Annotated in this window: 30 protein-coding genes; 20 read left to right on the top strand and 10 right to left on the bottom strand. The window is 35.8% G+C overall.

Annotation, left to right across the window (positions count from 1 at the left end; translation table 11 throughout):
* Position 1: 1 nt before the first annotated feature.
* The gene (locus tag LWE_RS05140; protein ID WP_011701837.1) at positions 2 to 211 is read right to left on the bottom strand and encodes a DNA-dependent RNA polymerase subunit epsilon; all 210 of its coding nucleotides are present in this window, start codon (positions 209 to 211) and stop codon (positions 2 to 4) included.
* 492 nt (positions 212 to 703) lie between these two features.
* Here LWE_RS05140 and LWE_RS05145 point away from each other — a divergent pair, with 492 nt between their 5' ends.
* The gene (locus tag LWE_RS05145; protein ID WP_011701838.1) at positions 704 to 1,474 is read left to right on the top strand and encodes a Cof-type HAD-IIB family hydrolase; all 771 of its coding nucleotides are present in this window, start codon (positions 704 to 706) and stop codon (positions 1,472 to 1,474) included.
* Between the two features lie 17 nt (positions 1,475 to 1,491).
* Here the strand turns inward: LWE_RS05145 and LWE_RS05150 are convergent, their stop codons facing one another.
* The 4 genes from LWE_RS05150 to LWE_RS05165 form a co-directional block, all read right to left on the bottom strand.
* On the bottom strand, positions 1,492 to 2,295 hold the full coding sequence (locus LWE_RS05150; protein WP_011701839.1) for a DUF817 domain-containing protein: 804 nt from the start codon (positions 2,293 to 2,295) through the stop codon (positions 1,492 to 1,494).
* 66 nt (positions 2,296 to 2,361) lie between these two features.
* Entirely contained in the window at positions 2,362 to 2,943 is a 582-nt protein-coding gene (locus tag LWE_RS05155; protein ID WP_011701840.1) for a molybdenum cofactor guanylyltransferase, read from the bottom strand.
* Complete coding sequence (locus tag LWE_RS05160; RefSeq protein WP_011701841.1) at positions 2,924 to 3,586, bottom strand: ATP-binding cassette domain-containing protein; 663 nt, start codon at positions 3,584 to 3,586, stop codon at positions 2,924 to 2,926. Before LWE_RS05160 ends, LWE_RS05155 begins: the two co-directional genes overlap by 20 nt.
* Position 3,587: 1 nt before the next feature.
* Complete coding sequence (locus LWE_RS05165; RefSeq protein WP_011701842.1) at positions 3,588 to 4,259, bottom strand: molybdate ABC transporter permease subunit; 672 nt, start codon at positions 4,257 to 4,259, stop codon at positions 3,588 to 3,590.
* Between the two features lie 108 nt (positions 4,260 to 4,367).
* On the opposite strand from LWE_RS05165, the gene modA reads away from it, so the two are divergent.
* The 7 genes from modA (at position 4,368) to moaA (ending at position 9,096) form a co-directional block, all read left to right on the top strand.
* Complete coding sequence (gene modA, locus LWE_RS05170) at positions 4,368 to 5,138, top strand: molybdate ABC transporter substrate-binding protein (protein ID WP_011701843.1); 771 nt, start codon at positions 4,368 to 4,370, stop codon at positions 5,136 to 5,138.
* Positions 5,139 to 5,232: 94 nt separating this feature from the next.
* Positions 5,233 to 6,456: a molybdopterin molybdotransferase MoeA gene (locus LWE_RS05175; RefSeq protein ID WP_011701844.1), complete on the top strand. Its 1,224-nt coding sequence runs from the start codon at positions 5,233 to 5,235 to the stop codon at positions 6,454 to 6,456.
* Positions 6,435 to 6,920 (top strand): molybdopterin-guanine dinucleotide biosynthesis protein B, encoded by a 486-nt coding sequence (gene mobB, locus LWE_RS05180; protein ID WP_011701845.1) that lies wholly within the window; start codon positions 6,435 to 6,437, stop codon positions 6,918 to 6,920. Before LWE_RS05175 ends, mobB begins: the two co-directional genes overlap by 22 nt.
* Positions 6,917 to 7,339 (top strand): molybdenum cofactor biosynthesis protein MoaE, encoded by a 423-nt coding sequence (locus LWE_RS05185; protein WP_011701846.1) that lies wholly within the window; start codon positions 6,917 to 6,919, stop codon positions 7,337 to 7,339. Before mobB ends, LWE_RS05185 begins: the two co-directional genes overlap by 4 nt.
* Entirely contained in the window at positions 7,323 to 7,571 is a 249-nt protein-coding gene (gene moaD / locus LWE_RS05190) for a molybdopterin converting factor subunit 1 (protein WP_011701847.1), read from the top strand. The genes LWE_RS05185 and moaD overlap by 17 nt, the downstream gene beginning before the upstream one ends.
* Before the next feature lie 12 nt (positions 7,572 to 7,583).
* Positions 7,584 to 8,066, top strand: a complete 483-nt coding sequence (gene moaC, locus LWE_RS05195; protein ID WP_011701848.1) for a cyclic pyranopterin monophosphate synthase MoaC — start codon at positions 7,584 to 7,586, stop codon at positions 8,064 to 8,066.
* A 28-nt stretch (positions 8,067 to 8,094) separates the two neighbouring features.
* The gene (moaA, locus tag LWE_RS05200; RefSeq protein ID WP_011701849.1) at positions 8,095 to 9,096 is read left to right on the top strand and encodes a GTP 3',8-cyclase MoaA; all 1,002 of its coding nucleotides are present in this window, start codon (positions 8,095 to 8,097) and stop codon (positions 9,094 to 9,096) included.
* 35 nt (positions 9,097 to 9,131) lie between these two features.
* Here moaA and LWE_RS05205 read toward each other — a convergent pair whose 3' ends face one another.
* From LWE_RS05205 to def, 3 genes are all read right to left on the bottom strand, one after another.
* The gene (locus LWE_RS05205) at positions 9,132 to 9,620 is read right to left on the bottom strand and encodes a MogA/MoaB family molybdenum cofactor biosynthesis protein (protein ID WP_011701850.1); all 489 of its coding nucleotides are present in this window, start codon (positions 9,618 to 9,620) and stop codon (positions 9,132 to 9,134) included.
* 11 nt (positions 9,621 to 9,631) lie between these two features.
* Complete coding sequence (locus LWE_RS05210) at positions 9,632 to 10,630, bottom strand: ThiF family adenylyltransferase (protein ID WP_011701851.1); 999 nt, start codon at positions 10,628 to 10,630, stop codon at positions 9,632 to 9,634.
* Positions 10,631 to 10,739: 109 nt separating this feature from the next.
* Complete coding sequence (def, locus tag LWE_RS05215; protein WP_011701852.1) at positions 10,740 to 11,291, bottom strand: peptide deformylase; 552 nt, start codon at positions 11,289 to 11,291, stop codon at positions 10,740 to 10,742.
* Positions 11,292 to 12,122: 831 nt separating this feature from the next.
* Here def and pdhA point away from each other — a divergent pair.
* From pdhA to LWE_RS05275, 12 genes are all read left to right on the top strand, one after another.
* Entirely contained in the window at positions 12,123 to 13,238 is a 1,116-nt protein-coding gene (pdhA, locus tag LWE_RS05220) for a pyruvate dehydrogenase (acetyl-transferring) E1 component subunit alpha (RefSeq protein ID WP_003727023.1), read from the top strand.
* A gap of 2 nt (positions 13,239 to 13,240) precedes the next feature.
* A complete protein-coding gene (locus LWE_RS05225) occupies positions 13,241 to 14,218 on the top strand; it encodes an alpha-ketoacid dehydrogenase subunit beta (RefSeq protein ID WP_011701853.1) in 978 nt (325 codons plus the stop codon).
* Between the two features lie 110 nt (positions 14,219 to 14,328).
* Complete coding sequence (locus LWE_RS05230) at positions 14,329 to 15,963, top strand: dihydrolipoyllysine-residue acetyltransferase (RefSeq protein WP_011701854.1); 1,635 nt, start codon at positions 14,329 to 14,331, stop codon at positions 15,961 to 15,963.
* 4 nt (positions 15,964 to 15,967) lie between these two features.
* Positions 15,968 to 17,371: a dihydrolipoyl dehydrogenase gene (gene lpdA / locus LWE_RS05235; RefSeq protein ID WP_003722682.1), complete on the top strand. Its 1,404-nt coding sequence runs from the start codon at positions 15,968 to 15,970 to the stop codon at positions 17,369 to 17,371.
* A 187-nt stretch (positions 17,372 to 17,558) separates the two neighbouring features.
* On the top strand, positions 17,559 to 17,870 hold the full coding sequence (locus LWE_RS05240) for a hypothetical protein (protein WP_011701856.1): 312 nt from the start codon (positions 17,559 to 17,561) through the stop codon (positions 17,868 to 17,870).
* A 127-nt stretch (positions 17,871 to 17,997) separates the two neighbouring features.
* A complete protein-coding gene (locus LWE_RS05245; protein ID WP_011701857.1) occupies positions 17,998 to 18,951 on the top strand; it encodes a Rossmann-fold NAD(P)-binding domain-containing protein in 954 nt (317 codons plus the stop codon).
* The gene (locus LWE_RS05250; protein WP_011701858.1) at positions 18,951 to 19,223 is read left to right on the top strand and encodes a UPF0223 family protein; all 273 of its coding nucleotides are present in this window, start codon (positions 18,951 to 18,953) and stop codon (positions 19,221 to 19,223) included. The genes LWE_RS05245 and LWE_RS05250 overlap by 1 nt, the downstream gene beginning before the upstream one ends.
* 20 nt (positions 19,224 to 19,243) lie before the next feature.
* Positions 19,244 to 19,774 (top strand): DsbA family protein, encoded by a 531-nt coding sequence (locus LWE_RS05255; protein ID WP_011701859.1) that lies wholly within the window; start codon positions 19,244 to 19,246, stop codon positions 19,772 to 19,774.
* Between the two features lie 140 nt (positions 19,775 to 19,914).
* Entirely contained in the window at positions 19,915 to 20,577 is a 663-nt protein-coding gene (locus LWE_RS05260) for a response regulator transcription factor (protein ID WP_011701861.1), read from the top strand.
* The gene (locus LWE_RS05265) at positions 20,552 to 21,997 is read left to right on the top strand and encodes a sensor histidine kinase (protein WP_077904711.1); all 1,446 of its coding nucleotides are present in this window, start codon (positions 20,552 to 20,554) and stop codon (positions 21,995 to 21,997) included. The genes LWE_RS05260 and LWE_RS05265 overlap by 26 nt, the downstream gene beginning before the upstream one ends.
* Before the next feature lie 86 nt (positions 21,998 to 22,083).
* The gene (locus tag LWE_RS05270; RefSeq protein ID WP_011701863.1) at positions 22,084 to 23,505 is read left to right on the top strand and encodes an ABC transporter permease; all 1,422 of its coding nucleotides are present in this window, start codon (positions 22,084 to 22,086) and stop codon (positions 23,503 to 23,505) included.
* Between the two features lie 12 nt (positions 23,506 to 23,517).
* Positions 23,518 to 24,195: an ABC transporter ATP-binding protein gene (locus LWE_RS05275; RefSeq protein ID WP_011701864.1), complete on the top strand. Its 678-nt coding sequence runs from the start codon at positions 23,518 to 23,520 to the stop codon at positions 24,193 to 24,195.
* A 55-nt stretch (positions 24,196 to 24,250) separates the two neighbouring features.
* Here LWE_RS05275 and LWE_RS05280 read toward each other — a convergent pair whose 3' ends face one another.
* Together LWE_RS05280 and LWE_RS05285 are read right to left on the bottom strand one after the other, a co-directional pair.
* A complete protein-coding gene (locus LWE_RS05280; protein ID WP_011701865.1) occupies positions 24,251 to 25,195 on the bottom strand; it encodes a magnesium transporter CorA family protein in 945 nt (314 codons plus the stop codon).
* A gap of 200 nt (positions 25,196 to 25,395) precedes the next feature.
* Complete coding sequence (locus LWE_RS05285) at positions 25,396 to 26,010, bottom strand: YktB family protein (RefSeq protein WP_011701866.1); 615 nt, start codon at positions 26,008 to 26,010, stop codon at positions 25,396 to 25,398.
* Positions 26,011 to 26,044: the final 34 nt, after the last annotated feature.

Below are 26,044 nucleotides of genomic sequence, written 5' to 3' on the forward strand. Positions count from 1 at the left end.
CTTATTTTTCCCAGAGCGCGAAGTCTGGGTTTTCCTTTTCATAAGCTAAATGCGCGTCACTGATTTTTTCGACAAATTCAATGTGGAAAGGTTCGTCTTTTAAAAGTTGGCGTACTTTTACTTCGCTTTCCGCTTCTACGTATAAAGATTGTGTTTTTTCGCGTACGGGTGTTTCTTTAAGTGTTTCTTGATAAAATACTTTAAAAATCATGTTTTTCTCTCCTTAAAATTTAAGTTTAGTTTTTAAAAATAGATTCTCTGGTCGAAAATCTTATAATTATTCAGTAATTATTGGCTTGCTTTCAGTTGTGGACTTAGTAGCAAGCGGATATGGGTGCACGAGATACTAACAATTAAACATAAAAAAGACAAAGAAAAATTATCACAGACTATTTATTAAAGTAGCTGTGCAAGAAAGATAGATTTCTTATCCGTTATAATTGCATACCTTTATTTTGGAAATTTAAAACAAATTTTCGAGTAAAAGATACAATTATAAGTTTTTTTTCACGTTCCATTGTTGTTCTACAAATGTTCATCCGATCTATATCCTTCATTCTAATATACCATAAATCCAGATAATTGCTACTAGAAAGTATCATTTATTTTGTGCTTTATGGCAGGTTGGGATTTTTTAGTGGTTTTCTGCTATAATTTAATTTATGTAATTTAAAAATGGATACAGGATAGAGGCGTTTAATCAATGAGTAAAATTGTGTTTTTTGATGTAGATGGCACGCTTGTAGGCGAAACAAAAGAAATTCCAGCATCCGCAAAACAAGCAATTGCTAAATTGAAAGAAAATGGCGTTTATGTGGCTATAGCAACAGGCCGTGGTCCTTTTATGTTAGACGAAATTAGAAAAGAACTAGATATTCATTCTTACATTTGTTATAACGGACAATATGTTATCTTTGAAGGCAAAGAAATTTATGCCAAACCATTACCAACAGAATCTTTAGAGCGACTTATTAGTGTGGCATCTGAGCATGAACATCCGATTGTTTTTTCTGGGAAAGAATCGATGCGTGCGAACTTGCCGGATCATGACCGAGTAACAAGAGGAATGAATTCTATTAAACGAAGCTATCCAAAAGTGGACGCTAATTACTATAAAGGTCGGGATATTTTCCAATGTTTGCTTTTCTGCGAGGAGTCCTATGATGCTTATTATCGAAAAGAATTTAAACAATATGGCTTTTTACGTTGGCATGAAGTATCTGTGGATGTTTGTCCAGCAGATGGTTCAAAAGCGGAAGGCATAAAACAAATGATTAAAAAACTGGGCTTTTCGATGGAAGATACTTACGCATTTGGCGATGGCTTGAATGATATCGCGATGCTTCAAGCTGTCGGAACAGGTGTGGCAATGGGAAATGGTCGCGATGAAGTAAAAGCAGTCGCTGATTATATTACTGAACATGTAGATGAAGATGGCATTTATAAAGCATTAGAGCATCTTAAACTAATTTAAAAGCAAAAGCGAGGCCACTATTTTAGTGTAGCCTCGTTTTTTGTTGTTACAGTTGTCTTTTCCAGTTTTTGTTTAATAAATTTAAGTTGTGCGACGATAATAATACTAATAATAACAAGTAAATACCAACTAGTGATTTTAGAAACATGTACGGGGCGCCATTCAACAAGTTGATCGGGATAAGCCCATGCTCCATAAAAACTAGCGATATTTTCAGCAAGATAAATAAAAAATGCAATACATAAAAATGATAACGATAAAGGCATTTTGAGTTGAGTAGCACTAACTTTAAAATAAACATAGGTTTTTCGAAATAGTAGGAGCACTAAAACAATCAAAACCCAGCGGAAATCTATTATAAAATGATGGGTGAAAAAATTGCCATAGATAGTAACGCAAAGTGCAGTAATGAGCCATATATTAGGCCAATTAGTCATTTTGAGATCGAATCTTTTCCACGCCTGACAAATATAGCTAGCAATACTCGAATACATAAAACCACTATAAAGCGGAACACCAGCAATTTTCATTAAACCATCATCCGGATAACTCCATGACCCCATATGTACTTTATAAACTTCGAGCACAAGTCCAATAACATGAAAAACCATGATTACTTTTAGCTCGTCCCATGTTTCTAAGCCGAATTTTATAAGTAAAATCTGAGTCAGTAGGCAAATAATTAAAAGCAAGTCATATCGAGGGATAAAAGGAAGATTAATTAACTTGGTTAGAGCAAGCGAAAGGAAAATAATACCTGGGAATATACAACAAAGTGCTTGTTTCCAAGTGAAAATCCAAAGTAATCGAAAAAATTTCATAAAAAACCTCTTCTCGTGATTTTCTCTAGTTTACCAAAAAATACTAAAGAAAAGCTCAAGAAAAGGTTAAAAAAGTTCATTTTGGCGATTGATATTTCTAAATGCTAATTCATTTTTAAATACTAACGGTTTTGTTTGCAGTTTTTCGAGTAATGCACGAACTTTGTGCTGTTCGTTTTGTAATAAGTTATATAGAATTTCCGGAGAGAAGGGAACATTTGAGACTAAATAGTGACTTGCTTGTGCCGTTTTAGCAAAGTGATTAGGATGAGCCTCCAGTCGTTCGATTTCTTTCGCAGTTAAAAACGGCATATCGACAGGAAGAATGAGGAAGTTCGCTTTTTGATATGCCTTTGCATGAATCATCACCGCATAAATTCCACCAAGCGGGCCAAAATCACTGAATTCTATTTGATCGGGAATGACCTGAACATTTGACTGATGTCGAAAAATAGCAACTAATTTTTGATAATTTTCATGATTTGCGGAAACAAATACCAATTCACAGAATGGCATTAATTTACTTACAGTAAGCTCTACCCAAGTTTTCCCAGTTGCCTCATCCTGGAAAAATGCTTTTGGTTCTCCAAACCGATTAGAACGCCCGCCAGCTAATACAATACCAACATTATTGTTTTCTTTTTTCAAGTCGACCATCTCTCATTACTAAAATTTCTTCCGTCATCATTTCTGCTTCAGAGGCATAGTGTGTCACAAAAATAACCGGAATATGAAAATCTTTAGCCATTTGACCAACTAATTTCATACAAATTAAACGGGTTTCTTCATCGAGTCCATTAAAAGGTTCATCTAGTAAAAGTAAATTCGGCTCGGTAATCATCGCTCTAGCCATTGCAACGCGTTGTTTCTCACCACCAGAGAGTTTTTGAACAGAAGAGTAAAGCAAGTGAGAAATTTGCAGATAATCACTCATTTTTCTTACTTGTTGTTGAATTTCAGCTTGTTCTTTTTTCTTCTTTTTTTTCACTTTTAAACCAAAAGCAATATTTTCGTAAACGTTCATATTTGGAAATAAAGCAAGGTTTTGAAATAAATAACCCACTTTGCGCTCTGTGACTGGAAGATGTAACGAAATAGTGGAATCATCCCACGGAGTTCCGTCAAATTCAATAATTCCACCGTCAATGCTTTTTAAGCCACTGACACATTGAAATAGCGTTGATTTTCCTGAACCACTTGCGCCCATCATAGCAGTAACTGGTTTTTCAAAAGTATAATCAATATTTAAATCATGAAAAGGAAGTTTTTTATGAAATTGTAATCGTAACATTTTACATCCCCCTCGTTAAATTGCTTTGTCTAACGGTTAACACATGGATGACAAGTAGTGCAAAAACGCCAATAATGACATTAATTAGCCCAAGATAAATTGCTGTTTGCATATCGCCTTGTTGAACCATAAAGTAAATACTTGAAGCAATCGTATCGGTTTTTCCTTCAATATAACCAGCCACCATCAAGCTTGCTCCAAATTCGCCCATCGCGCGGCAAAAACTAAGCAATACGCCAGCTAAAATGGGTTGCCAACAATTGGGTAAAATAACTTTAGCGAAAATTTGTTTTTTATTGGCTGAGAGTGTTTCAGCTGCCCATACAAGTTCGTGATCAATGGATAAAAATGCTGATTTCAGCCCTTGATACATAATTGGTAAAATAATAATCGTTGTTGCAACAATAGCTCCAATAAGGGAAAAAATAAAACTAAAATGAAAAGCCTCCCAAAGCTTGCCACCAATAAAATCATTGCGTCCGAGGACATTTAGTAATACTAAACCCACCACAGTTGGCGGTAGAACTAGTGGAAGTAAAATTAAAACTTCTACTAATAATTGCACACGCGATTTGCGACCAGAAAAATAATAACTTAATGGAAGCATAGTTATAAAAGCTAGAAATGTAGAAATAGTGGCAACAAGTAATGTATGCCATACAGATGTAAACATAAAACTCCTCCTGAAAAATCCCATTAATACTTCTATTTATTATCGTTCTCTCTGGTATAAAATGTCAAACTTAAGTACAATATAACTAACTAAAAAGGGGGATTAATGATGAAAAAAGTAGTTTTAATTTTAAGTTGTGGATTATTACTAATTTTGGCTGCATGCAGTGATACGCCCGGTGAAACTAAAAAAACTACCATACATATTTCAGCGGCAGCAAGTTTAAAAGATACGATGGATGACATAAAACCTCTTTTTGAAAAAGCACATCCTACCATTAAATTATCTTTTGACTTTGGTGGCTCTGGACAAATTCGCGAACGAGTGGAAAGCGGAGCACCAATCGATGGTATCCTTTTAGCAAGTAAAAAAGATGCAGATACATTAAGTAAACAAAAATTAGCAAAAGACACAAAAGAATTTGCGGGAAATGAATTAGTTCTAATTGAACCAAAAGATACAACTCAAATAAAAGGAGCAAGCTTGGAGCAATTACTAGATAACGCGGATAAAATTGCCATTGGTGACCCTGAATCTGTTCCCGCTGGTGCTTATGCCAAGCAAACACTAGAAAATTTAAATCTTTATAATACCGAAAAAGCAAAACTTGTTCTTGCAACGGATGTTCGTCAAGTTTTATCATATGTAGAAGCCGGTAATGCCGATGCAGGTTTTGTTTATCAAACAGATGCGGAGTTAAGCAAAAAAGTACAAGTGAAAGAGAAGATTGATGAGAATCTTCATGAACCAATCGCCTATTATAGTGCACAAGTAATGGGTTCCAATAAAAATGAAGCTACCAAAACATTCCTTGATTATATGAATAAATCAGAAGCACAAAAAACTCTCGAAAAATACGGATTTAAAGCAACAAAGTAGTAAGGAGTCGCTTTACTTTTTAAAATAAGAAAACTCCTGTATATTGGTACTAAAGAAAACGCATACATGATTTGTAGAAGGGAAGTGCGCCCAGTTGATTGAAAAACGAAATACCATAAGTGTGGAGCAAGCCAGAGAAGTATTATGTAACCAAATAACGCATCTTCCAGTAGAAAGAAAAATCGTAACAGAAGCATTAAATCAAGTTTTACAAGAGCCTGTTTTTGCCCCATTTCCTGCTCCTTATTTTAGACGTTCTGGTTATGATGGGTTTGCAATTACAGAAGCAGATGACGGGAATTATCCAATTAGACTACATGTTGTTGCAGAAGTTCCTTGTGGAAAAACATATGATAAACCATTAAATCCAGGAGAAACGGTCCGAATAATGACTGGGGCAAAAGTGCCTGATAACGCAGCAAAAATTATTATGCTTGAACAATCAAGAAATGCTGATAAAGAAAACGAAATTATTCTTATTAATACACAAAAGTCTAGTAACATTACAGAAATTGGTGCAGAGTTTGCGAAAGGCGATTTGCTGCTAGATCGTGGCCATATTTTGAATGCTGGATCAATAAGTTTATTGTCCTCATTTGGAATTCATGAAGTGCAAGTAATAAAAAAACCTAAAGTTGCAATTTTATCTACAGGTAGTGAACTCATTTCTGCTGGAAATCCGCTTCCTGATGGCAAAATTTACAATAGTAATCAGCCGCTTCTTGAGAACTTATTAAAAGTACATCATGCAGAAATTTGTGTCGCCGAACAATTACCTGACAACTATGAAGATACAAAAAAACGCTTGCTGGAACTGACAGAAATAGCTGATTTAATTATTACAACTGGCGGTGTTTCTGTAGGGGATTATGACTTTATGGCCGATATCGCGAAACAAGAAGCGGAATTACTTTTTAATAAAATTCAAATGCGACCAGGCAGTCCGACAACTGGAATGTGGTTGAATCAGACGCTTATTATTGCTCTTTCTGGAAATCCAGGGGCTTGCTTTACAGGTTTTTACTTGTTAGTAGAGCCTGTATTAGCAACTTTAATGGGAAAAGATACAACGGCGACTACCAAAGTGCGTGCTAAGATGGCGAGTGACTATACGAAAAATAATGGTTATGATCGTTTTTTACGCGGGACGTATCGTTTATCAGACGAAGGGGAATATTTGGTTGATTTGGTAGGTAGCGACATGTCTAGTGCACTCGGAAACCTTCATCTTACTACCTGTTTATTTAAAATCCCACGAGGGCAAGTTGGAAAATTCAAAGGAGAAGAGGTCGAAGCATGGCTACTATCCTCCAAGTAATCGGTTTTAAAAACAGTGGTAAAACAACTTTAATAAATGCACTTATTAAAGCTAGTCATAAAGAAAACTATACGGTTTCTGCCATCAAACATGATGCGCATGATTTTTCTGTGGATCATGTGGGAACGGATTCATATTCTTTTCAAGAAAGCGGTGCAGACGCTGTTGTTATAGCAAATTCTAGGCAATATGCTGTGATGGAACAAACTGGTATCGATTTAAAAGAAGCTATCCAAAAACTACCAGAATCAGATATTATTCTCATAGAAGGATACAAAGAAGGTCCTTTTCCAAAAATTATTTTAATTCGTGAAAAAGCCGAAATCGAACTTTTAAAAAACAGTAAAGCTGTTCATAAAATCGCGACATATAATCCCGCGCTAAAAGAAGAAGCGATTTTTATTGGAGATGAGCAAACTTTAATTACATTTGCGGAAACGTTAATCAAGGAGTTTTTACAATGAAATATGTAGCATTGCAACATGAAAAAATAGAAATCGGCTCACTTTCTGAAAAACTAATCAATAAAAATCATGGTGGGGTGAACCTGTTTATTGGAACGATTCGAGAATGGACTGGCGAAATTCAAACAGAAGAAATTCGTTACACTTCCTACGAAAAAATGGCGCTCAAAGAACTAAACAAGTTGGCTACAGAAGTTGAAGAGAAGTGGGGAGCAGATGTTGTTATCGTTCACCGGCTGGGAGTTTTGCAAATAACAGATATCGCTGTATTTATTGGGGTATCAACTCCACACCGTGCAGCTTGCTATGAAGGTTCCAGATATATTATTGAACGTTTAAAAGAACGTGTGCCTATATGGAAAGAAGAAAAAGATGTAGATAAGACAAGGTGGGGTGGCATAAATGCTAACAACAGTTAAATTTTTTGCTTTTTTGGCCGAGAAGACACATAAAACAGAAGTGAAATTGAATTTGCAACAATGTCAAACAGTTGGTGAGGTTAGGGAAGTCATTAGTAGTGAATTTCCTGAAATAGCTGTGGATCTGGCGACATGTATGCTAGCTGTCAACATGGAATTTCAACAAGATCAGGATATGTTGCCAAAAGAAATAACAGAAATTGCTGTTATTCCGCCAGTTAGCGGTGGATAAGGAGGATATCGAATGGAAAAAGATGATTTAACCCACTTTAACGATGAAAAACGTGCGAAAATGGTGGATGTAACGAGTAAATCAGAAACGAAACGACGCGCAATCGCTAGAGCTACTATACATATGAATGAAGAAACATTAGCGCGTATCCATGCTGGTAAAATTGCTAAAGGAGATGTTCTAGCTGTTGCACAAGTAGCTGGTATCATGGCGGCAAAAAAAACAAGCGAGCTGATTCCAATGTGTCACCCGATTATGACAACAAAAGCAGATATTTCTTTTGAAGATGATGGAAATACGGCGCTAACTATTACTTCAGAAGTTGTGACTGTAGGGAAAACGGGTGTAGAAATGGAAGCACTCACTGCAGTCACCATTGCTGCATTAACTATTTACGATATGTGTAAAGCCATGGATAAAGGTATGCGCATTGAAAAAACCTATTTAGTTGAAAAAACAGGTGGGAAAAGTGGTACATTTAAAGCAGAAGCGTAACTATTTTGTAGGATAGGAGTTTTGTTTTATGCAATTATTAAAGGATAAATTTGGGCGGGTACACGATTATATACGCATTTCAGTAACGGATCGCTGTAATTTAAGGTGTGTGTATTGTATGCCCGAAGAAGGCCTGACATTTTTGCCCCATGAGAAAGTACTATCCAAAGATGAAATTGTCAGTTTTATGGAGCTAATGGTACAATTTGGCATTAAAAAAGTACGTATTACTGGTGGAGAACCGCTACTTAGAACCGATATTGTAGAAATTGTTCGTGGGCTTGGAGCAATTCCTGAAATAGAAGATATTTCCATTACAACGAATGCGATGTATTTGGCAAAAAAAGCAGAAGCACTTAAAGAAGCTGGACTTACACGCGTAAATATTAGTTTGGATTCATTACATGCAGATCGTTTTCAAGCAATTACACGCGGCGGAAGATTGCAAAAAGTACTTGATGGTATTCAAAAAGCAGAAGAGGTTGGGCTGTTCCCAATTAAACTCAATGTTGTTTTAATCAAAGGGCAAAACGATGACGAAATAACTGATTTTCTCAAGTTTACTAAAGATAAAGATATTAATATTCGCTTTATTGAATATATGCCAATTGGTCACGCAGGTACGAGCTGGAAAGAAAAATATTTGCCGCTAGATACAATTTTTGAAGCGTGTGATGCGATTGGTTTTGAATATGAAGCAGTTGATTCTATTCGTGGAAATGGTCCTTCTGAAAATTTCCGAATTAAAGGAGCGAAAGGGACTTTTGGTGTGATTCATCCAGTTAGCTCCCATTTTTGTGACAGCTGTAATCGACTCCGACTCACAGCAGATGGGTATATCAAAGCATGTCTATATTGGGATGAGGAAATGAACATTCGCCCATTTATACATGAGCCTGTGAAACTCATGCAACTCGTGCAAAAAGCAATTGATAATAAACCAGAAAATCATGAAATGGCACTCAAATTACAAGATGAGGTTCAATCTAATAAGCCAACTTGGCGACGTATGAGTCAAATTGGTGGATAAAATAAAACATCCGGCGCAAATTTCGGCCGGATGTTTTATTTTTGTCGTTCTGCTATTAAATGTGGTAATTCAGGTATAATCAATTTTTCCATAGCGAGTTTGCAAGCATTACTTGAACCCGGTAATGCAAAAATCAGTAATCCATTTTCTGAAAAACCTGCGAACGCACGAGATACCATTGCTCGGCTGCCAACTTCTTCATAACTTAGCATCCGAAAAATTTCGCCAAAACCCGGGATTTCTTGCTGAATAGTTGCAAATAGCGCTTCATACGTAATATCGCGCCTAGCAATCCCTGTACCACCATTAGTAATTAAACAAAAGGAACCATTAGTTGCTAAGTCGTTCATTTTTTGTTTAATGAGGGCAGCATCATCAGGAACGATAACCCTTGAAATCACTTGATGCCCTGCCAATTCTAACTGTGATTGAATCAATCTGCCACTAGTATCTGTTGTTAAATTTCGTGTATCGCTAATCGTTAAAATGCTACATGTGACCTTAATAAAAGCCTTTTGTTCCATAACTGCCTCCTTTAATTGAAAAATAGTTGATACGTTTTTTTCGCTTCCGCTAAATTTTCTGTTCCGTGAAGTAAAACACGACCATTTTTAAAGATAACAAATTGGAACTTTTTGTATTTGAAACTAAGTAAAGCCGGATTTTCTTTATAAGTAATTTTTTGTTCTGCTAGCAGTTGTTTGATTTCGCGGTAGTTGCTTTTATTTGGCAAGCGAAATTGTACTGTATCCCGTCCGCAAAGAGCTACCGTTTGCTCGGAGAAAGGAACTTCCGAAAGGCTTTTTTCGGATGTGCAACCAGGACAATCGGGACGTTTTGGGACTTCAATCGACTGAAAAGTAAACTGCCAATTATCTAGTTGATAGTATGTATTTGCTTTGAAATCAGGATTTATAATCATTTGCGTAAGTAAGGAAACTTGCATCCCAGCTACTATCGGAATTAACGCGCCGTCTACACCTATAATATCGCAGCTAGCAGTATTTGTTTGTGGGATATCCCCAAGTAAACAATGCAAACAAGCAGAATCCGGAGGGACGATTGGCATAAGGTTAGCATAATTGCCTGCGCAAGAAGTGAAAATCCAAGGAATCTGATTGATTAAACAAAATTGATTCAAAAAATTACGCGTCATAAAATTATCTGTACAGTCCAGTATATAATCCACTTTTTGTGCAAAAGGGGTTAGGCTAATCATATTAGCATCATCGACCAAATAATCTATTTTGATGTTGCTATTAATCAGGCGCAAAGCTTTCTGTGCTGCGTAGGCTTTTGCCTGTTTCTCTAAGGCATCTTTTTCTGTGAAAAGCGATTGTCGTTGTAAATTACTTAGCTCCACATAATCACGATCAATGAGAATCAATTCTCCAAAGCCCATTCGTGCGCAAATTTCTGCTGCATAAGAACCAATTGCACCAACACCCACAATCAAAATGGTTTTTGAAAGCAATGTTTCTTGCCCTTTTTTACCAATATTCGCGCCTCGCATTTGTCTATCGTAGCGTTCCAAGTTTTTCACCTTCCTTCCCATTTTATTTTACCAGAAAATCCACTAAACAAGTATGTGGGAGATTTAAAACAAAAAACCACAGGAGATTATTCCTGTGGCTGGTTAATTTTTAGCCAAATACATCTACATCAGGTGGTAAGTAGGATGGATTTTCTTTATTAATGTGATCATAAAACATAATACCGTTCAAATGATCAATTTCGTGTTGAACAACAATTGCTGGATAATCTTTAAAACGCAATTTAAGCGGTATTCCGTTTTCATCAAAAGCATCAATTGTTACACGTTCGCTACGCACAACATATCCTGGAACTTCTCGGTCGACAGAAAGACAACCCTCACCACCAGAAAGACAAGCTTGCTGAACAGAATGACTACGGATTTTTGGATTATAAAGCACATAACTATAAAGACGATCTTTTTCATCGTGTACATGAATAGCTAAGATACGTTTTGTTACAGCGAGTTGTGGAGCAGCAATTCCAACACCACCACGCAAACCATATTTTTCCGCTAACTCTTCATCTTGACTATTAATTAGAAACTCGAGCATGTCGTGCCCTAATTTTTTTTCTTCATCTGAAAGCGGGAAAGTCACTTCTGACGCAACTTCGCGAAGTGCGGGATGACCTTCTCGTACAATATCGTCCATTGTAAGCATGATTTGATTCTCTCCTGTTCTTTAATAACATATTCTTATTTTAACAAAAGAACGAAAAAAAAGGAATGAAATATTACTTTGAGCGAAAAAACAGTGTTTTTATAGGACTAAAGACATATTTGTTAAAAATAACAAAGTTTAAATAACGAACATTATTAAATTAAAACAGTGTATTGTTCGTGTAAATCAAACAACGAAAAATTTTTTAAGTTTGTGAAATCACAAACTAATGAAAACCTTTAATTAAAACGCTGAAATAGGTGTGATAATGCGAGAATTGCAATATTATATAACAGTTTGTATCTGTTTCATCTTTTTTTAATACAGAAGTGGAAAGCGAATGATTTAAGTAATAATGCCATTGTAAGCGATAAAACAATTAGAGATTAACTTATTGACTTCATAATCTGGGTAGTGTAAATTAAGAGAGAAGATTAGTGTATTAATGAAATTCTTGTTTTTTAGTAAAACAGAATTAACTTTTATTAAAAAGGAAAGTTCCTACATTTTTATGAAACATTGTGAAAGAATGAAAGTTTTTTCACAATCTCTCTTAAAACCCATGTTTTCAATAAGGATTTTGTGGTAATAACTGGAGAGGCTGTGCAATAAGTTGATGGGAATTTAGAAAAAAGCTTCCGGAATTCGCTTCTTTCTATAGAATAACTTTTCTTTTTACTACGCTATTATAATTAATACACAATCAGGATGGCAGTTTTAGATGAATCATTTTAGGATGGTAAATGACCGGACGAGCGTTACATGAAACGCGTACCTGACTAATGAAGAATTTAAACTGTACAATGTGAATGACGAAAGGGTGGATACGAAATGGCTTCTAAAACAAAGAAGGCTATTATCGACGTAAAGAAACAATTTGAGGCTGTTCATAAACAATTTGAATTGGTTCAAATTTTGAATGAAAAAGGAGAAATCGTAAATCCAGATTTAATGCCAGATTTAACTGATGACGAGTTAGTAGAATTAATGACTCGCATGGTTTGGACTCGTGTACTTGACCAACGTTCTATTTCACTTAACCGTCAAGGACGTCTAGGTTTCTATGCTCCAACTGCTGGACAAGAAGCTTCCCAACTTGCAAGTCACTATGCACTTGAAAAACATGACTATATTCTTCCAGGTTACCGTGATGTACCACAACTTATCTGGCACGGACTTCCACTTACAAAAGCGTTCTTGTTCTCTCGTGGACACTTTGTAGGTAACCAATTCCCTGAAGATTTAAATGTATTATCACCACAAATCATCATCGGTGCACAAATCGTGCAAGCTGCCGGTGTTGCTCTAGGTCTTAAAAAACGTAAAAAAGATGCTGTTGTAATCACTTATACTGGTGATGGCGGTTCTTCCCAAGGTGATTTCTATGAAGGAATGAACTTTGCGGGTGCTTATCATGCTCCAGCAATCTTCGTAGTACAAAATAATAAATTCGCGATTTCTACACCTCGTGAAAAACAATCAGCTGCTGAAACATTAGCTCAAAAAGCAGTTGCAGCCGGAATCCCAGGTGTACAAGTAGACGGAATGGATCCACTTGCAGTATATGCTGTAACTAAATTCGCTCGTGAACGTGCAGTTGCTGGTGAAGGCCCAACATTAATCGAAACGATGACTTACCGTTATGGTCCACATACACTTTCTGGTGATGATCCAACTCGTTACCGTACAAAAGAACTTGACGGAGAATGGGAACTTAAAGATCCAATCGTTCGCTTCCGTACTTTCTTAGAAGGTAAAGGCCTTTGGAACGAAGAAAAAGAAAATGCTGTTATCGATCAAGCTAAAGAAGAAATCAAAGTAGCAATTAAAGAAGCAGACGCTACACCAAAACAAACAGTGACTGATCTTCTTAAAAATATGTATGAAACACCAACTGCTCCTATCAAAGAGCAACTGGCAATCTATGAAGCGAAGGAGTCGAAATAATCATGGCGCAAAAAACAATGATTCAAGCGATTACAGATGCGCTTGCAGTAGAACTTGAAAAAGACGAAAACGTATTAGTTTTTGGGGAAGACGTTGGTAAAAACGGCGGCGTATTCCGTGCAACAGAAGGATTACAAGAAAAATTTGGCGAAGAACGTGTATTTGATACTCCTTTAGCAGAATCTGGTATTGGTGGTCTTGCTATCGGTCTTGCACTTGAAGGCTTCCGTCCAGTTCCTGAAATTCAATTCTTCGGCTTCGTATTTGAAGTAATGGATTCCGTTGCTGGTCAAATGGCTCGTATGCGTTACCGTACAGGCGGAACTCGTACTGCTCCAATTACAATTCGCGCACCTTTTGGTGGTGGAGTTCACACACCAGAAATGCACGCTGATAACTTAGAAGGATTAATGGCTCAATCTCCTGGTTTAAAAGTGGTTATTCCATCCACTCCATATGATGCTAAAGGTCTTTTAATCTCAGCAATTCGTGATAATGACCCAGTAATCTTCCTAGAACATATGAAATTATATCGTTCTTTCCGTGAAGAAGTTCCAGAAGGCGAATACACAGTAGAAATTGGTAAAGCAGCTGTTCGTCGTGAAGGTACGGATGTTTCTATCATCACTTACGGTGCAATGGTACAAGAATCAATGAAAGCAGCAGAAGCTCTTGAAAAAGATGGCGTATCTGTAGAAGTTATCGATTTACGTACAATTAGCCCAATTGATGTGGAAACAATCATTGCTTCCGTTAAGAAAACAAACCGTGCTGTCGTAGTTCAAGAAGCACAAAAACAAGCTGGTATTGCAGCTAATATCGTTGCAGAAATTAACGATCATGCAATCCTTTCTCTAGAAGCGCCAGTTATGCGTGTTGCTGCTCCAGATAGCGTATTCCCGTTCTCTCAAGCAGAAACAGTATGGCTACCAAATCATAACGATATCATCGAACGTGTAAAAGAAGTTATTGCATTTTAATTTATAATGACCATTTTAAAACTTATGGGGAGTTTTAGAAGGGGCAAGAAATATTTTTATACTAAGGTTCAGTTTATCTGAACCTTAGAAATTACAGGAGGCTTAATAAAATGGCATATTCATTTAAATTACCGGATATCGGTGAAGGTATCCATGAAGGTGAAATCGTTAAATGGTTTGTACAACCAGGCGATAAGATTGAAGAAGATGAATCCCTATTTGAAGTTCAAAACGACAAATCAGTGGAAGAAATCACTTCTCCAGTTTCAGGAACAATTAAAGAAATCAAAGTTGCTGAAGGTACAGTGGCTACAGTTGGACAAGTACTAGTAACATTTGATGGCGTAGAAGGTCACGAAGACGACGCCGAAGAAGAAAGCGCAGCACCAAAAGCAGAATCCACAGAATCAACTCCGAAACCCGCACAAACTAGCGGAAAAGGAATTTTCGAATTTAAATTACCAGATATTGGTGAAGGAATTCATGAAGGTGAAATTGTTAAATGGTTTATTCAACCGGGCGATAAAGTAGAAGAAGATCAGTCCATTTTTGAAGTGCAAAACGACAAATCTGTCGAAGAAATTACTTCTCCAGTAGATGGAACTGTTAAAGATATTTTAGTTAGTGAAGGTACAGTAGCAACAGTTGGTCAAGTATTAGTAACATTTGAAGGTGATTTTGAAGGAGAAGCAAGTCATGAATCTACTCCAGAATCCCCAGCAGAAGAAGCTGAACTTACAAATAACGATGCAACTTCCGCACCAGCAACAGGTGGAAACGGAACTCCATCATCTAAAAAAGATCCTAATGGCCTTGTAATTGCAATGCCTTCTGTACGTAAATATGCTCGTGAAAAAGGCGTTAATATTGCTGAAGTAGCAGGCTCTGGAAAAAATAACCGCGTAGTTAAAGCTGATATTGATGCTTTCCTAAACGGCGAACAACCAGCTGCAGCAACTACTTCTGCTCAAACAGAAGAAAAAGCATCTGCACCAAAAGCAGAAAAAACAGCTGCAAAACAATCTGTTCCAAGTTCCGATGCTTACCCAGAAACACGCGAAAAATTAACACCAACTCGTCGTGCAATTGCAAAAGCAATGGTAAACTCGAAACATACAGCACCGCACGTTACGCTAATGGACGAAATCGAAGTAACTGCACTTATGGCTCACCGCAAACGTTTCAAAGAAGTGGCTGCCGAAAAAGGTATCAAACTAACTTTCTTACCTTATATGGTGAAAGCTCTTGTTGCAACGCTTCGTGACTTCCCAGTGCTTAACACAACTTTAGACGATGCAACTGAAGAACTTGTTTACAAACATTACTTCAACGTTGGTATCGCAGCAGATACAGACCACGGTTTATATGTACCAGTAATTAAAAATGCTGACAAAAAATCCGTATTCCAAATTTCTGATGAAATCAACGAACTAGCTGGAAAAGCACGTGATGGTAAATTAACAGCTGACGAAATGCGCCACGGTTCCGCAACTATTTCTAATATTGGTTCTGCCGGTGGACAATGGTTCACTCCAGTAATTAATTACCCAGAAGTTGCTATCCTAGGTGTTGGTCGTATTGCTCAAAAACCTATCGTAAAAGATGGCGAAATTGTAGCAGCACCAGTATTAGCGCTTTCCTTAAGCTTTGACCACCGTGTCATTGACGGAGCAACTGCTCAAAAAGCAATGAACAATATTAAACGTTTATTAAACGATCCAGAATTATTACTAATGGAGGTGTAACAAAATGGTAGTAGGCGATTTTCCAGAAGAAAGAGACACCATAGTCATCGGTGCAGGCCCAGGTGGGTATGTAGCGGCAATCCGAGCTGCACAACTCGGACAAAAAGTTACCATTATTGAAAAAGAATATTACGGCGGTGTGTGCTTAAACGTTGGATGTATTCCCTCTAAAGCACTTATCACAATCGGTCATCGTTTTAAAGAAGCTGGACACTCTGATAACATGGGTATTACAGCGGATAACGTAAACTTAGACTTCACAAAAGCACAAGAATGGAAAGGCGGCGTAGTTAACAAGCTTACATCAGGTGTTAAAGGCCTTCTTAAGAAAAATAAAGTTGAAATGTTAGAAGGAGAAGCGTTCTTCGTGGATGATCATTCCTTGCGTGTGATTCACCCTGACTCCGCTCAAACTTATACATTCAACAACGTTATCATTGCAACAGGATCTCGTCCAATCGAAATCCCAGGTTTCAAATATGGTAAACGTGTATTAAGCTCAACTGGTGCACTTGCACTAACAGAAGTTCCGAAAAAATTAGTCGTAATTGGCGGCGGATATATCGGAACAGAACTAGGTGGAGCATTCGCTAACCTTGGTACAGAACTAACTATCCTTGAAGGTGGTCCAGAAATCTTACCAACGTATGAAAAAGATATGGTTTCCCTAGTTAAACGTAATCTGAAAAGCAAAAACGTTGAAATGGTTACTAAAGCACTTGCAAAATCTGCTGAAGAAACTGAAAACGGCGTTAAAGTAACTTATGAAGCTAACGGTGAAACTAAAACTATCGAAGCTGATTATGTTTTAGTAACAGTAGGTCGTCGTCCAAATACAGACGAAATCGGTTTAGAACAAGCTGGCGTTAAAGTAACTGAACGTGGCTTAGTAGAAGTAGACAAACAAGGTCGTTCTAACGTTTCTAACATTTTCGCAATTGGTGATATCGTTCCTGGTGTTCCTCTAGCTCACAAAGCTAGCTATGAAGCAAAAATCGCTGCTGAAGCAATTGCTGGTGAAAAATCCGAAAACGATTATACAGCACTACCAGCTGTTGTTTTCAGTGATCCAGAACTTGCAACAGTCGGCTTAACAGAAAAAGAAGCAAAAGAAAAAGGCTTTGATGTAAAAGCTGCTAAATTCCCATTCGGTGGTAACGGTCGTGCACTTTCTTTAGATGCACCAGAAGGATTTGTTCGTCTAGTTACTCGTAAAGAAGATGGCCTAGTTATCGGTGCGCAAGTTGCCGGAATGAACGCTTCTGATATTATTTCAGAAATCGGTCTAGCAATCGAATCAGGTATTACAGCTGAAGATATCGCGCTTACTATTCACGCTCACCCATCACTTGGAGAGCTTACAATGGAAGCAGCTGAACTAGCTTTAGGTCGCCCAATTCATATGTAAACAACTTAGAAGCGGAGATATCCTTTATGGGTATTTCCGCTTTTCTATATAGAAATAAGTGGTTGTTTTCACAAAAATAATTTTTAGTTCATTTTTTGAAATATTTAAAGTATCGGTTTTAGAAAAAAAGGAGTATAATGTAACAAGTGAACGTAACATGTCAAATCTAATTGAATCAGGTGAAAAAATGGAGAAACAAACAGCAACTTGGAAGAAAGCTCTATTTTGGTTTACGTATGTAGTAGCAGGAATTTGTTTTATATTAACGATTATCGCTTTTCTTGTGGGATTCTTTCATCATATGCATGATACAGGCGGATGGCGCTCTGTTATTCAAATTCTCGAAACACCCATCACAGGTTTTATAAAAATGACTGGTGGTTATATCGGTAAAGGGATTTTAGAAGTAATTATTCTCATTATTGTTAGCTACTGTTTGCCAATCTACTTCTGTTTTGCAACGCATTATCTCAAAGTGAAACGACGTGAAAGGGCTTAAAATAAACATTTTCTTGTAAAAAGCAAAGCGAATGAGCGATGCTTTTTATTTATGCGGTCAAGTTATTTTATTCTGACTCTTAGGCATGCTAAAATGATATAAGAGACTTGATGAGGAGGAGATGGATATGGCATCTAAGAAGAAAAAAATTGTCGTTATTGGAAGAAGCAATCTACAAAATCTCTATATTCATACAGTTCTTTTAAAAAAGCTTACAGCCGAGATATATTTAATAGATGATCAAGCTAAAACAAGCGTTCAGGACTTTGAATATGCAAGTTACTATCATTCAGCTACAACGATTAACAATGGTACTTTTAATGAATGTCGAAACGCTGATATAGTCGTTTTTTTTCAAGAAGAAATGTCGAATGCTTCGTTTTCCAATGAAGAGAATGTAACCTTAATCAAAGAAAAAGTGAAAAAAATGATGGCAACTGGTTTTCAAGGAATCGTCTTAGTAGCAACTGCTGAAAGTAATGTGGTTGCATCTTTAATAAAACGCTATTCTGGTTTACCTGCCAACCAAATTTTGACACTTGGCACTATGCTTGCGACTTCTTATTTTCAAGTTGAAATTGCTAAATTATTTAAAATTAGCCCCAAAAATGTTCATGGATATATTATTGGTGATAATGCGAATGACGTTATACCTGTGTGGAGCAGAGCGTTCCTTGGAGGCAAGCCAATTTTAAGTTATTTAGCCGAAGAACAAAAAAGAATCACCTCAGATGACTTACAAAATTTAACAAAAATGATTACTCGGATTCCTGATTTTCCTTTTGAGAATAAAGATGGCTGTACGTTCCGTTTTAGTACGGTAACCGTTCTTGCTGAATTAACCGAAGTCATTTTACGGGATGAAGCTAGAGTTCTTACAGTAGGCGTAGAGGTGAAAGAGGCATATGGCTTAGAAACCCCAGTTTTTATTAGTGTACCAGCTGTTATTGGCGCTGAAGGAGTGAGAGAATTACTTGAGCTAAATCTATCCGATGATGAACAAAAAGAATTAAAGCAAATCGCCACAAAAACGACCGAGAAATTGGATGTACTACAGCTTAACAAGGGAGGAATTAGTTAATGGAATATAGTTATCCACTAAATCCAGACTGGACAACGGAAGAAATGACGATTGTTGTACAATTTTTAGAAGCTATCGAACGAGCATATGAAAAAGGCATAGATACAGTTGAACTTAAAGATAAATACAAGGAATTTAAACAAGTAGTACCTGCAAAAGGGGAAGAAAAACGTATAGGAATAGACTTTGAAAAAGCAAGTGGCTATTCCGCTTATAAAGTGATGCAACTCGTAAAAAACGCAACTACAAGCAAAATAAAAATGCAACCATAATTAAGAGGAGGAATTTTTTCATGGATATTAGTCAAATTAAAGCAGAAACAGTAACACCAGAAGTGGGAATACATGTAGGAGATAGCGCGGCTCCGGTTAAAGTAATGTCATTTGTTAATCTACGTTGTCCTTTCTGTCGTGAATGGAACGAAAAATCACAAGACGTGCTGACGGAATTTATTCAAGCAGGAAAAATAGAATTAATTATTAAACCTTTTGATAAAGAAAAAGAATCTTTGCAACGCGGGAATGTAACGCACCGTTACTTAGATTATTCTAAACCAGAAGAAACTCGTGAAAATATCAATAAAATTTATAGTACGCAAGATGAATGGGGCAGCCTTTCTCTTACCGAAGTAGCTGCTTATATGGAATCCGAGTTAGGATTAACAGAACAAGGCAACAAAGCTGTTTCAGAAAAAATTATTGCAGAAGCAAATACTGCAAATATTGTCTTTGTACCCACTGTTATTGTAGGTAAACACATTTTCGATGAGCATATTAGTCCCGAAGAATTACGCACATTATTGAACGAAGAACTTGCTAAATAATAAATAAGAAGAATCATGTAGATGAAATCAAATGTAGCCATTTTGTTTCATTCGCATGATTCTTTTTTTGTAGAAAATGAAAAACTTCATGCAAACTCCATCTTTATTCTATATAATTAAAGAACCATTAGGAGGCAGATATGGAAAAAATACTTATAGCAGAAGATGATGTAACTATTTTAGGTGTAATTACCGCATTTTTAACCGAAGCAGGATATCAAGTAACTACTGCGCAAAACGGAATAGAAGCTTATCACTTTTTTCAAAAAGAAGCATTTGATTTAATCATTATGGATATCATGATGCCAAGTATGGACGGGTATACATTAACGGAATTAATTCGTTCTACTTCATCAGCACCGATACTAATGATGACCGCATTATCCGAAGAAAGTGATGAGTTAAAAGGTTTTGATCTTGGAGCAGATGACTATATACAAAAACCATTCTCATATCTAGTATTACTAAAACGAGTACAAGTACTTTTAAGACGATCCAATCAAAAAGAAGTAGACAAGAAAAAATTGCGTTGTGGTAATATATCGGTTAATACAGAAACTTTTGAAGTAGTATCAGCAGGAGAAACAATTGAATTAACCAAAAAAGAATTTGATATATTGGTCCTGCTAATACGAAATCAAAAGAAAGTTATTACGCGCGAAATGATTTTATCTCAAGTGTGGGACTTTGCAGCTATTGTTGATACATCTATTATTAACACCCATATGAAAAATTTACGTAAAAAATTGCATACTGAAAAAATTCGAACGATTAGAGGTGCTGGCTATAAAATGGATGAATAAAGTTAAAAACAAAATTAGTTGGAAAATTTTCTTGGTGTTTGTAAGCATTATTTTGATTTTTACTACATTGGTTTATGCAATGCTGATTTTATTCTTGCCGCAATTTTATTATAATTATAAAACAAACCAAATTAATGATTATGCCGATGAGGCCGTAAAAGCAGGAGAAAATGGCGATTTAAGTAATGTAGAAAAAGCGTTAGATGAATTTATGGATAATACAAATATACTGCCGATTTTGACAGATAGTAGTGGTAGAATTATTTATATTCCTAATGTGAATATGAGTTCTCTCAATACTGCAATGCCAACGAGTGTTCAGGGTTCTGAATCAGAAAGTGGTTCAACAGCAACTCAATATCCAGAACAGTCAAAAACAAAAAATAAATCTATCTTGGTAGACGGGCAAGTATACGATCTCTCTTATACAATCAATGTCCAAAAAATAAATGATATAGCGAATGTTCTTTTACAATTTGCGCCATATTTTGTTTTATTTGCATTTATTTTAAGTTTATTAACTGCCTATTTTTTCTCAAGAAGAATGGTAAGACCGCTTTTACGTATGAATAAAGTAGCAGCGAAAATGGCGAAATTAAATTTCACTGAAGTATTACCAATTATGTCTCAAGATGAAATTGGACAACTTTCAGGAAATTTAAATGAGATGGCAATTAATTTAGAACAAACAATGCTGGAATTAAATGAAGTCAATGAAAAATTACAAAAAGAAATTGAAAAAGAACGCCAACTAGAAGAAATGCGAAAAAATTTTGTTACTGCAATTTCTCATGAACTTAAATCACCACTTGCTGCTGTGATGGGGCAAGTCGAAGCAATGCGTTATAATGTTGCGCCATACGATAACCATCCTAAATATTTACAAGAGTCTTATCAAATTTTAGAACAAATGTCTAAAATGATTCAAGAAATGTTAGATGTATCTAAAGTAGAACAAACCAATCATATGGGACAACAAACTATGTTTTCTTTGACGGAAATGGTAGAAACTATTATTAATAACAAAAAAACAGCTCCAAGTCGTATAGACAAAAAAATCATCTTTGAATCTAAGGAAGAAGTTAAGCTCACTGCAAATTATGCCTTTACAGAAAAAGTAATTGAAAACATTATCGAAAATGCTTTTGATTATTCTATAGGAGATTATGAGATTATAATCGACCTTCATAATAGAGGAGAAGGATTTTATTTTTCAGTGCATAATAAATCCGCTCGTATACCAGAGGAAGAGCTAGGTAAACTATTCGAACCTTTTTATCGACTAGAAAAATCAGGCAATAAAAAAACAGGTGGTACTGGTTTAGGATTATTTATCATCGCTAAGTTTCTAAATATCCAGGCAATCCAGTATAAATTAATAAATGAGAATGATGGTGTCACTTTTCAAATGTGGCGATAAAAAATACAGCTAAAAAACAGATAGAGTTCATATGAACTCTATCTGTTTTTTGTATGCTTACTATATTAAGAAACGGAGGTTAGAAAATGGATTTTATCAGAAGAGCCTTTATTAGTATTAAAGCTAAAAAAGGAAAGTCCTTAGTATTATTTATTTTATTATTAGTTATTTTTAGCTTAGTATTTACAGGTTTTGCTATTCAAGAATCAACAAAACAAAGCGCAGAATCAGCAAGAAAAGAATTAGGTGCGAACGTCACCTTAAAAATGAATCAACAGAAAGTAATGGAAAAAGCTCAAAGCGGGGAACAAATCAATGATGCTGATTTATCCATTCCTAATACAGATATTGATAAAATAAAAAATTTACCACAAGTAGCCGATTATACCATTAGCTCAGATGGATCAGCAATAAAAGGTGATTTAAAACCAATGCCTGCCAAAAAGCAAGAAAATGGTCAAGGTGGTATGGCTCAAGTTGCAGGAAATGATGAAAATGGAAAAAAAGTAGAAACACCAAGTTTTACAGTTAAAGCAGTAAACCAAACAGCTACACTACCAAGCTTTCAAGATAAAACAGACAAAATCATTTCAGGTAAACAGCTAACTAAAGAGGATAAAGGAAATCAAGCTCTTATTGAAAAACAGCTTGCAGAAAAAAACAACCTCAAAGTGGGCGATAAATTTAAACTAACCAACGATAAAAATAAAAAAATAGAATTTACAGTAAAAGGTATTTATCAAAGTAACCAAAAATTAGAACCACAACTAGAATCATTTGAAATGATGCTTCCGGGAAACAAAATATACGCTAGTTTTGAAGGAGCAAAAAATTTCGTTTGGAGTAAAGGTATTGAAAAAGCGGAATTTGATTTAAAGGATCCGCAAGAAGTAAATTCATTTATTGATGACGCAAAAAAACTAACAAAAGTGGATGATGAAGATTTATTCCAATTCGATGCTCAAAATAGTGCTTATGAAAAAATGATTGGACCGATTGAACGAGTAGCTGCTTTTAGTAATATTATAGTTACCATTACACTAATTGCAGGTGGATTAATTCTTGCATTAATCGTCTTATTATCTATTCGAGAACGTAAATTTGAAATGGGTGTACTCTTATCATTAGGTGAAAATAAAGCGAAGTTAATGGGACAGTTTTTAGTCGAAGTAGTTATTATTGCCGCACTAGCGTTCTCCCTCTCTTGTGCACTTGCTAACCCAGTGGGACAAGTAATTTCGAACCAAATGCTTTCTAGTGAAGTAAGCAAAGAATCAAGTAGTGATGATGAACCATCTGAACAACAAAATATGGCATTAGCATTAGGCGGAGAACAAGAAAAAGTAGTGGATGCAGATCCGATTGATAAAATTAATGTTTCTATTACTGCTGATACAATGGGACGCGTTGGTGGCCTTGGATTTATATTGATTTTCCTTGCTACGACGATACCATGCTTATTTATCATTCGACTACAACCTAAAATGCTATTTACTCAGAAAGATTAAGGAGAGGCTTAGATGGAAACTAATTTAGAATTAAAAGACATTACTTATCAATATGATTCAGGAAATAAAGCTCAAATCGTACTAAAAAACCTTTCTTATACTTTTTCAGAAGGAACATTCTATACGATTTTGGGGCCCTCTGGTGCAGGGAAGACAACTTTATTATCAATCGCAGCTGGAATTGATGTACCAACTTCAGGCCAACTAATTGTTAATCAAAAAGTATTAAATGAGACATTGAGCTTACAAAATTACCGGAAAAATTTAAGCTCCATCATTTTCCAAGCCTATAATCTAATCCCATATATGACGGCGATTCAAAATGTATACACTGCCATGGGAATTCAACATAGCCAAATGAAAGATAAACGTAAAAGAGCGATTGAACTATTAAAAGAAGTAGGATTAACCGACAAACAAATTAACAGTCCTGTATTAAAACTAAGTGGTGGGCAACAACAACGTGTAACTATTGCGCGTGCCTTATCAGGGAATGCTCCGTTTATTTTTGCAGACGAACCAACTGGGAATTTAGATCACGAAACATCAGAACATATTATTGATTTATTCCGCGAATTAGCACATAAAAAAAATAAATGTGTTGTAATGGTAACTCATGATAATTATGTTGCAAGTCGTTCAGATGTCATTTTGAATTTAAAAGGAAAGAAGTTAGTAGAGAAGAAATAATAAAAAACGAATGTATGGCCTAAAATCATGGGCCATACATTCGTTTTTTATAGATTTAAAAGAATTTCCTCCGCCAGAATACAATAGCAAGAGCTCCTGCAATTCCAAATGCAAAACCAAGCGTTAGTATCCAGGCCAGAGGTGTATTCATAAATGGAAGCTTAACGTTCATTCCATAAAAACTAAAGACCATTGTTGGAATAGTTAAGATAATGGTAAATGATGTCAGAAATTTCATCACGATATTCATATTGTTCGAGATAATAGAAGCATAGGCATCCATCATACCACTTAAAATATTCGAATGAACTTCCGCCATTTCGATACCTTGACGATTTTCAATAATAACATCTTCTAGTAAATCTTGATCTTCTTCGTACATTTTAACGATGTTTTGGCGCATCATTTTATCTAGTACGACTTTGTTTGATTTAAGTGCAGTTACAAAGTAAACCAAACTTTTTTCAATTCCCATTAAATCATAAAGCTGTTTATTTTTCATTGATTCATGTAGTTCTTTTTCGATTTCATCTGTTTGGCGATTCAAGCGTTTTAAGTGACGCAAAAAAGTAGTTGAAATCATGTACAAGATTTGTAATGCAAATCTTGTTTTCATATGTGTATAAAATCCTTTAATACGGTTTCTAATAAATGATTGAACGATAGAAGAATCAATGGTACAAATCGTAATAAAATAGTCTTTTGTAATAATAATCCCCATCGGAATCGTTTCAAATGAAGCGTAATGAATATCATCCTCATCAACTACCGGAAAGTCACAAACAATTAAAACGGAATCAGAATCGTCATCACGTTCAATCCGGGCGCTTTCATCTTTATCTAGTGGATCTTCTAAGAATTCTAATGGAATTTCATAGTTATCGGCAATTTTATTAATTTCTTCTGAAGTAGGGGCAACGATGTTAATCCAACAATTGCGTGTTACTTCTTCTAATTCAATTAATTTCCCATTTTCATCTGATTTGAAAATTTGATGCATGCTTTTTACCTCCTTTTTTAACAGGTAAATTTCACGCGGTTAGAGTTTCGTTCCCGTGAAAAATCACCTGTATGAATACTTCGATGTGGACCAGGGTCACTTGTCGTTTGCTGCTCCTTTTTCACGTTCCTCAACTCCTTCAAACCATAGTAATTCACAACTCTACCATTATACCTAGATTATAGTCATTTGTACATCTTTTATTGAAGGGCAGCCTTATAAAGTGGGATTAGCTTATCAAGCACCATTTCAGCCTCTTTTATGAAGTCTTTTCCAGGCGATAAATGGCTATCATCTGGAAGGTAAATCTTACCAACTAAGAACTCTCCTTTTTTCACATCACGGAACCGTTCAAGCGTTGTCTCTAAATGACCATCATGAACAGGAAATGTTTTTTCTTCCGTATGATCAGGCGAAATAGCAAAAGTATCTGGTAATTCAGCAAGTAGTTTCTTTTCTTTTAAAAAGCGATTGGCGATTTTAGCACTTTCTTCATTTTCATATATAAATGCGAGCCAAATGAATAAATAATTATCAAAAAGTCCTACTTGGAAATGAGGATGCTTTTTGTAACCACGTTTATCATGGCAAATCGCAAGCCAAGTGCTTTCTGGTGGATTGACAGAACGTCTTTGATGACGCGCAATATGTAAAAACATTTCATCACCAAGTTTGGCACTTAAATAAGTAGTCAATTCTTCCCCAACAGCTTTGAATTTTGGCTGAATATCGTTTTGAATTCCAGCCATTCGAGCTTCAAGACCTGGAATTTGCATTGTTTGAAAATCTTTCTTACTAAATCCTTTAAAAGTCATCTGTTTTCCTCCTAATTTTGCATATAGTTTTATT

Origin of the sequence: Listeria welshimeri serovar 6b str. SLCC5334, assembly GCF_000060285.1 — a bacterium.
Taxonomy (GTDB): Bacteria; Bacillota; Bacilli; order Lactobacillales; family Listeriaceae; genus Listeria; species Listeria welshimeri.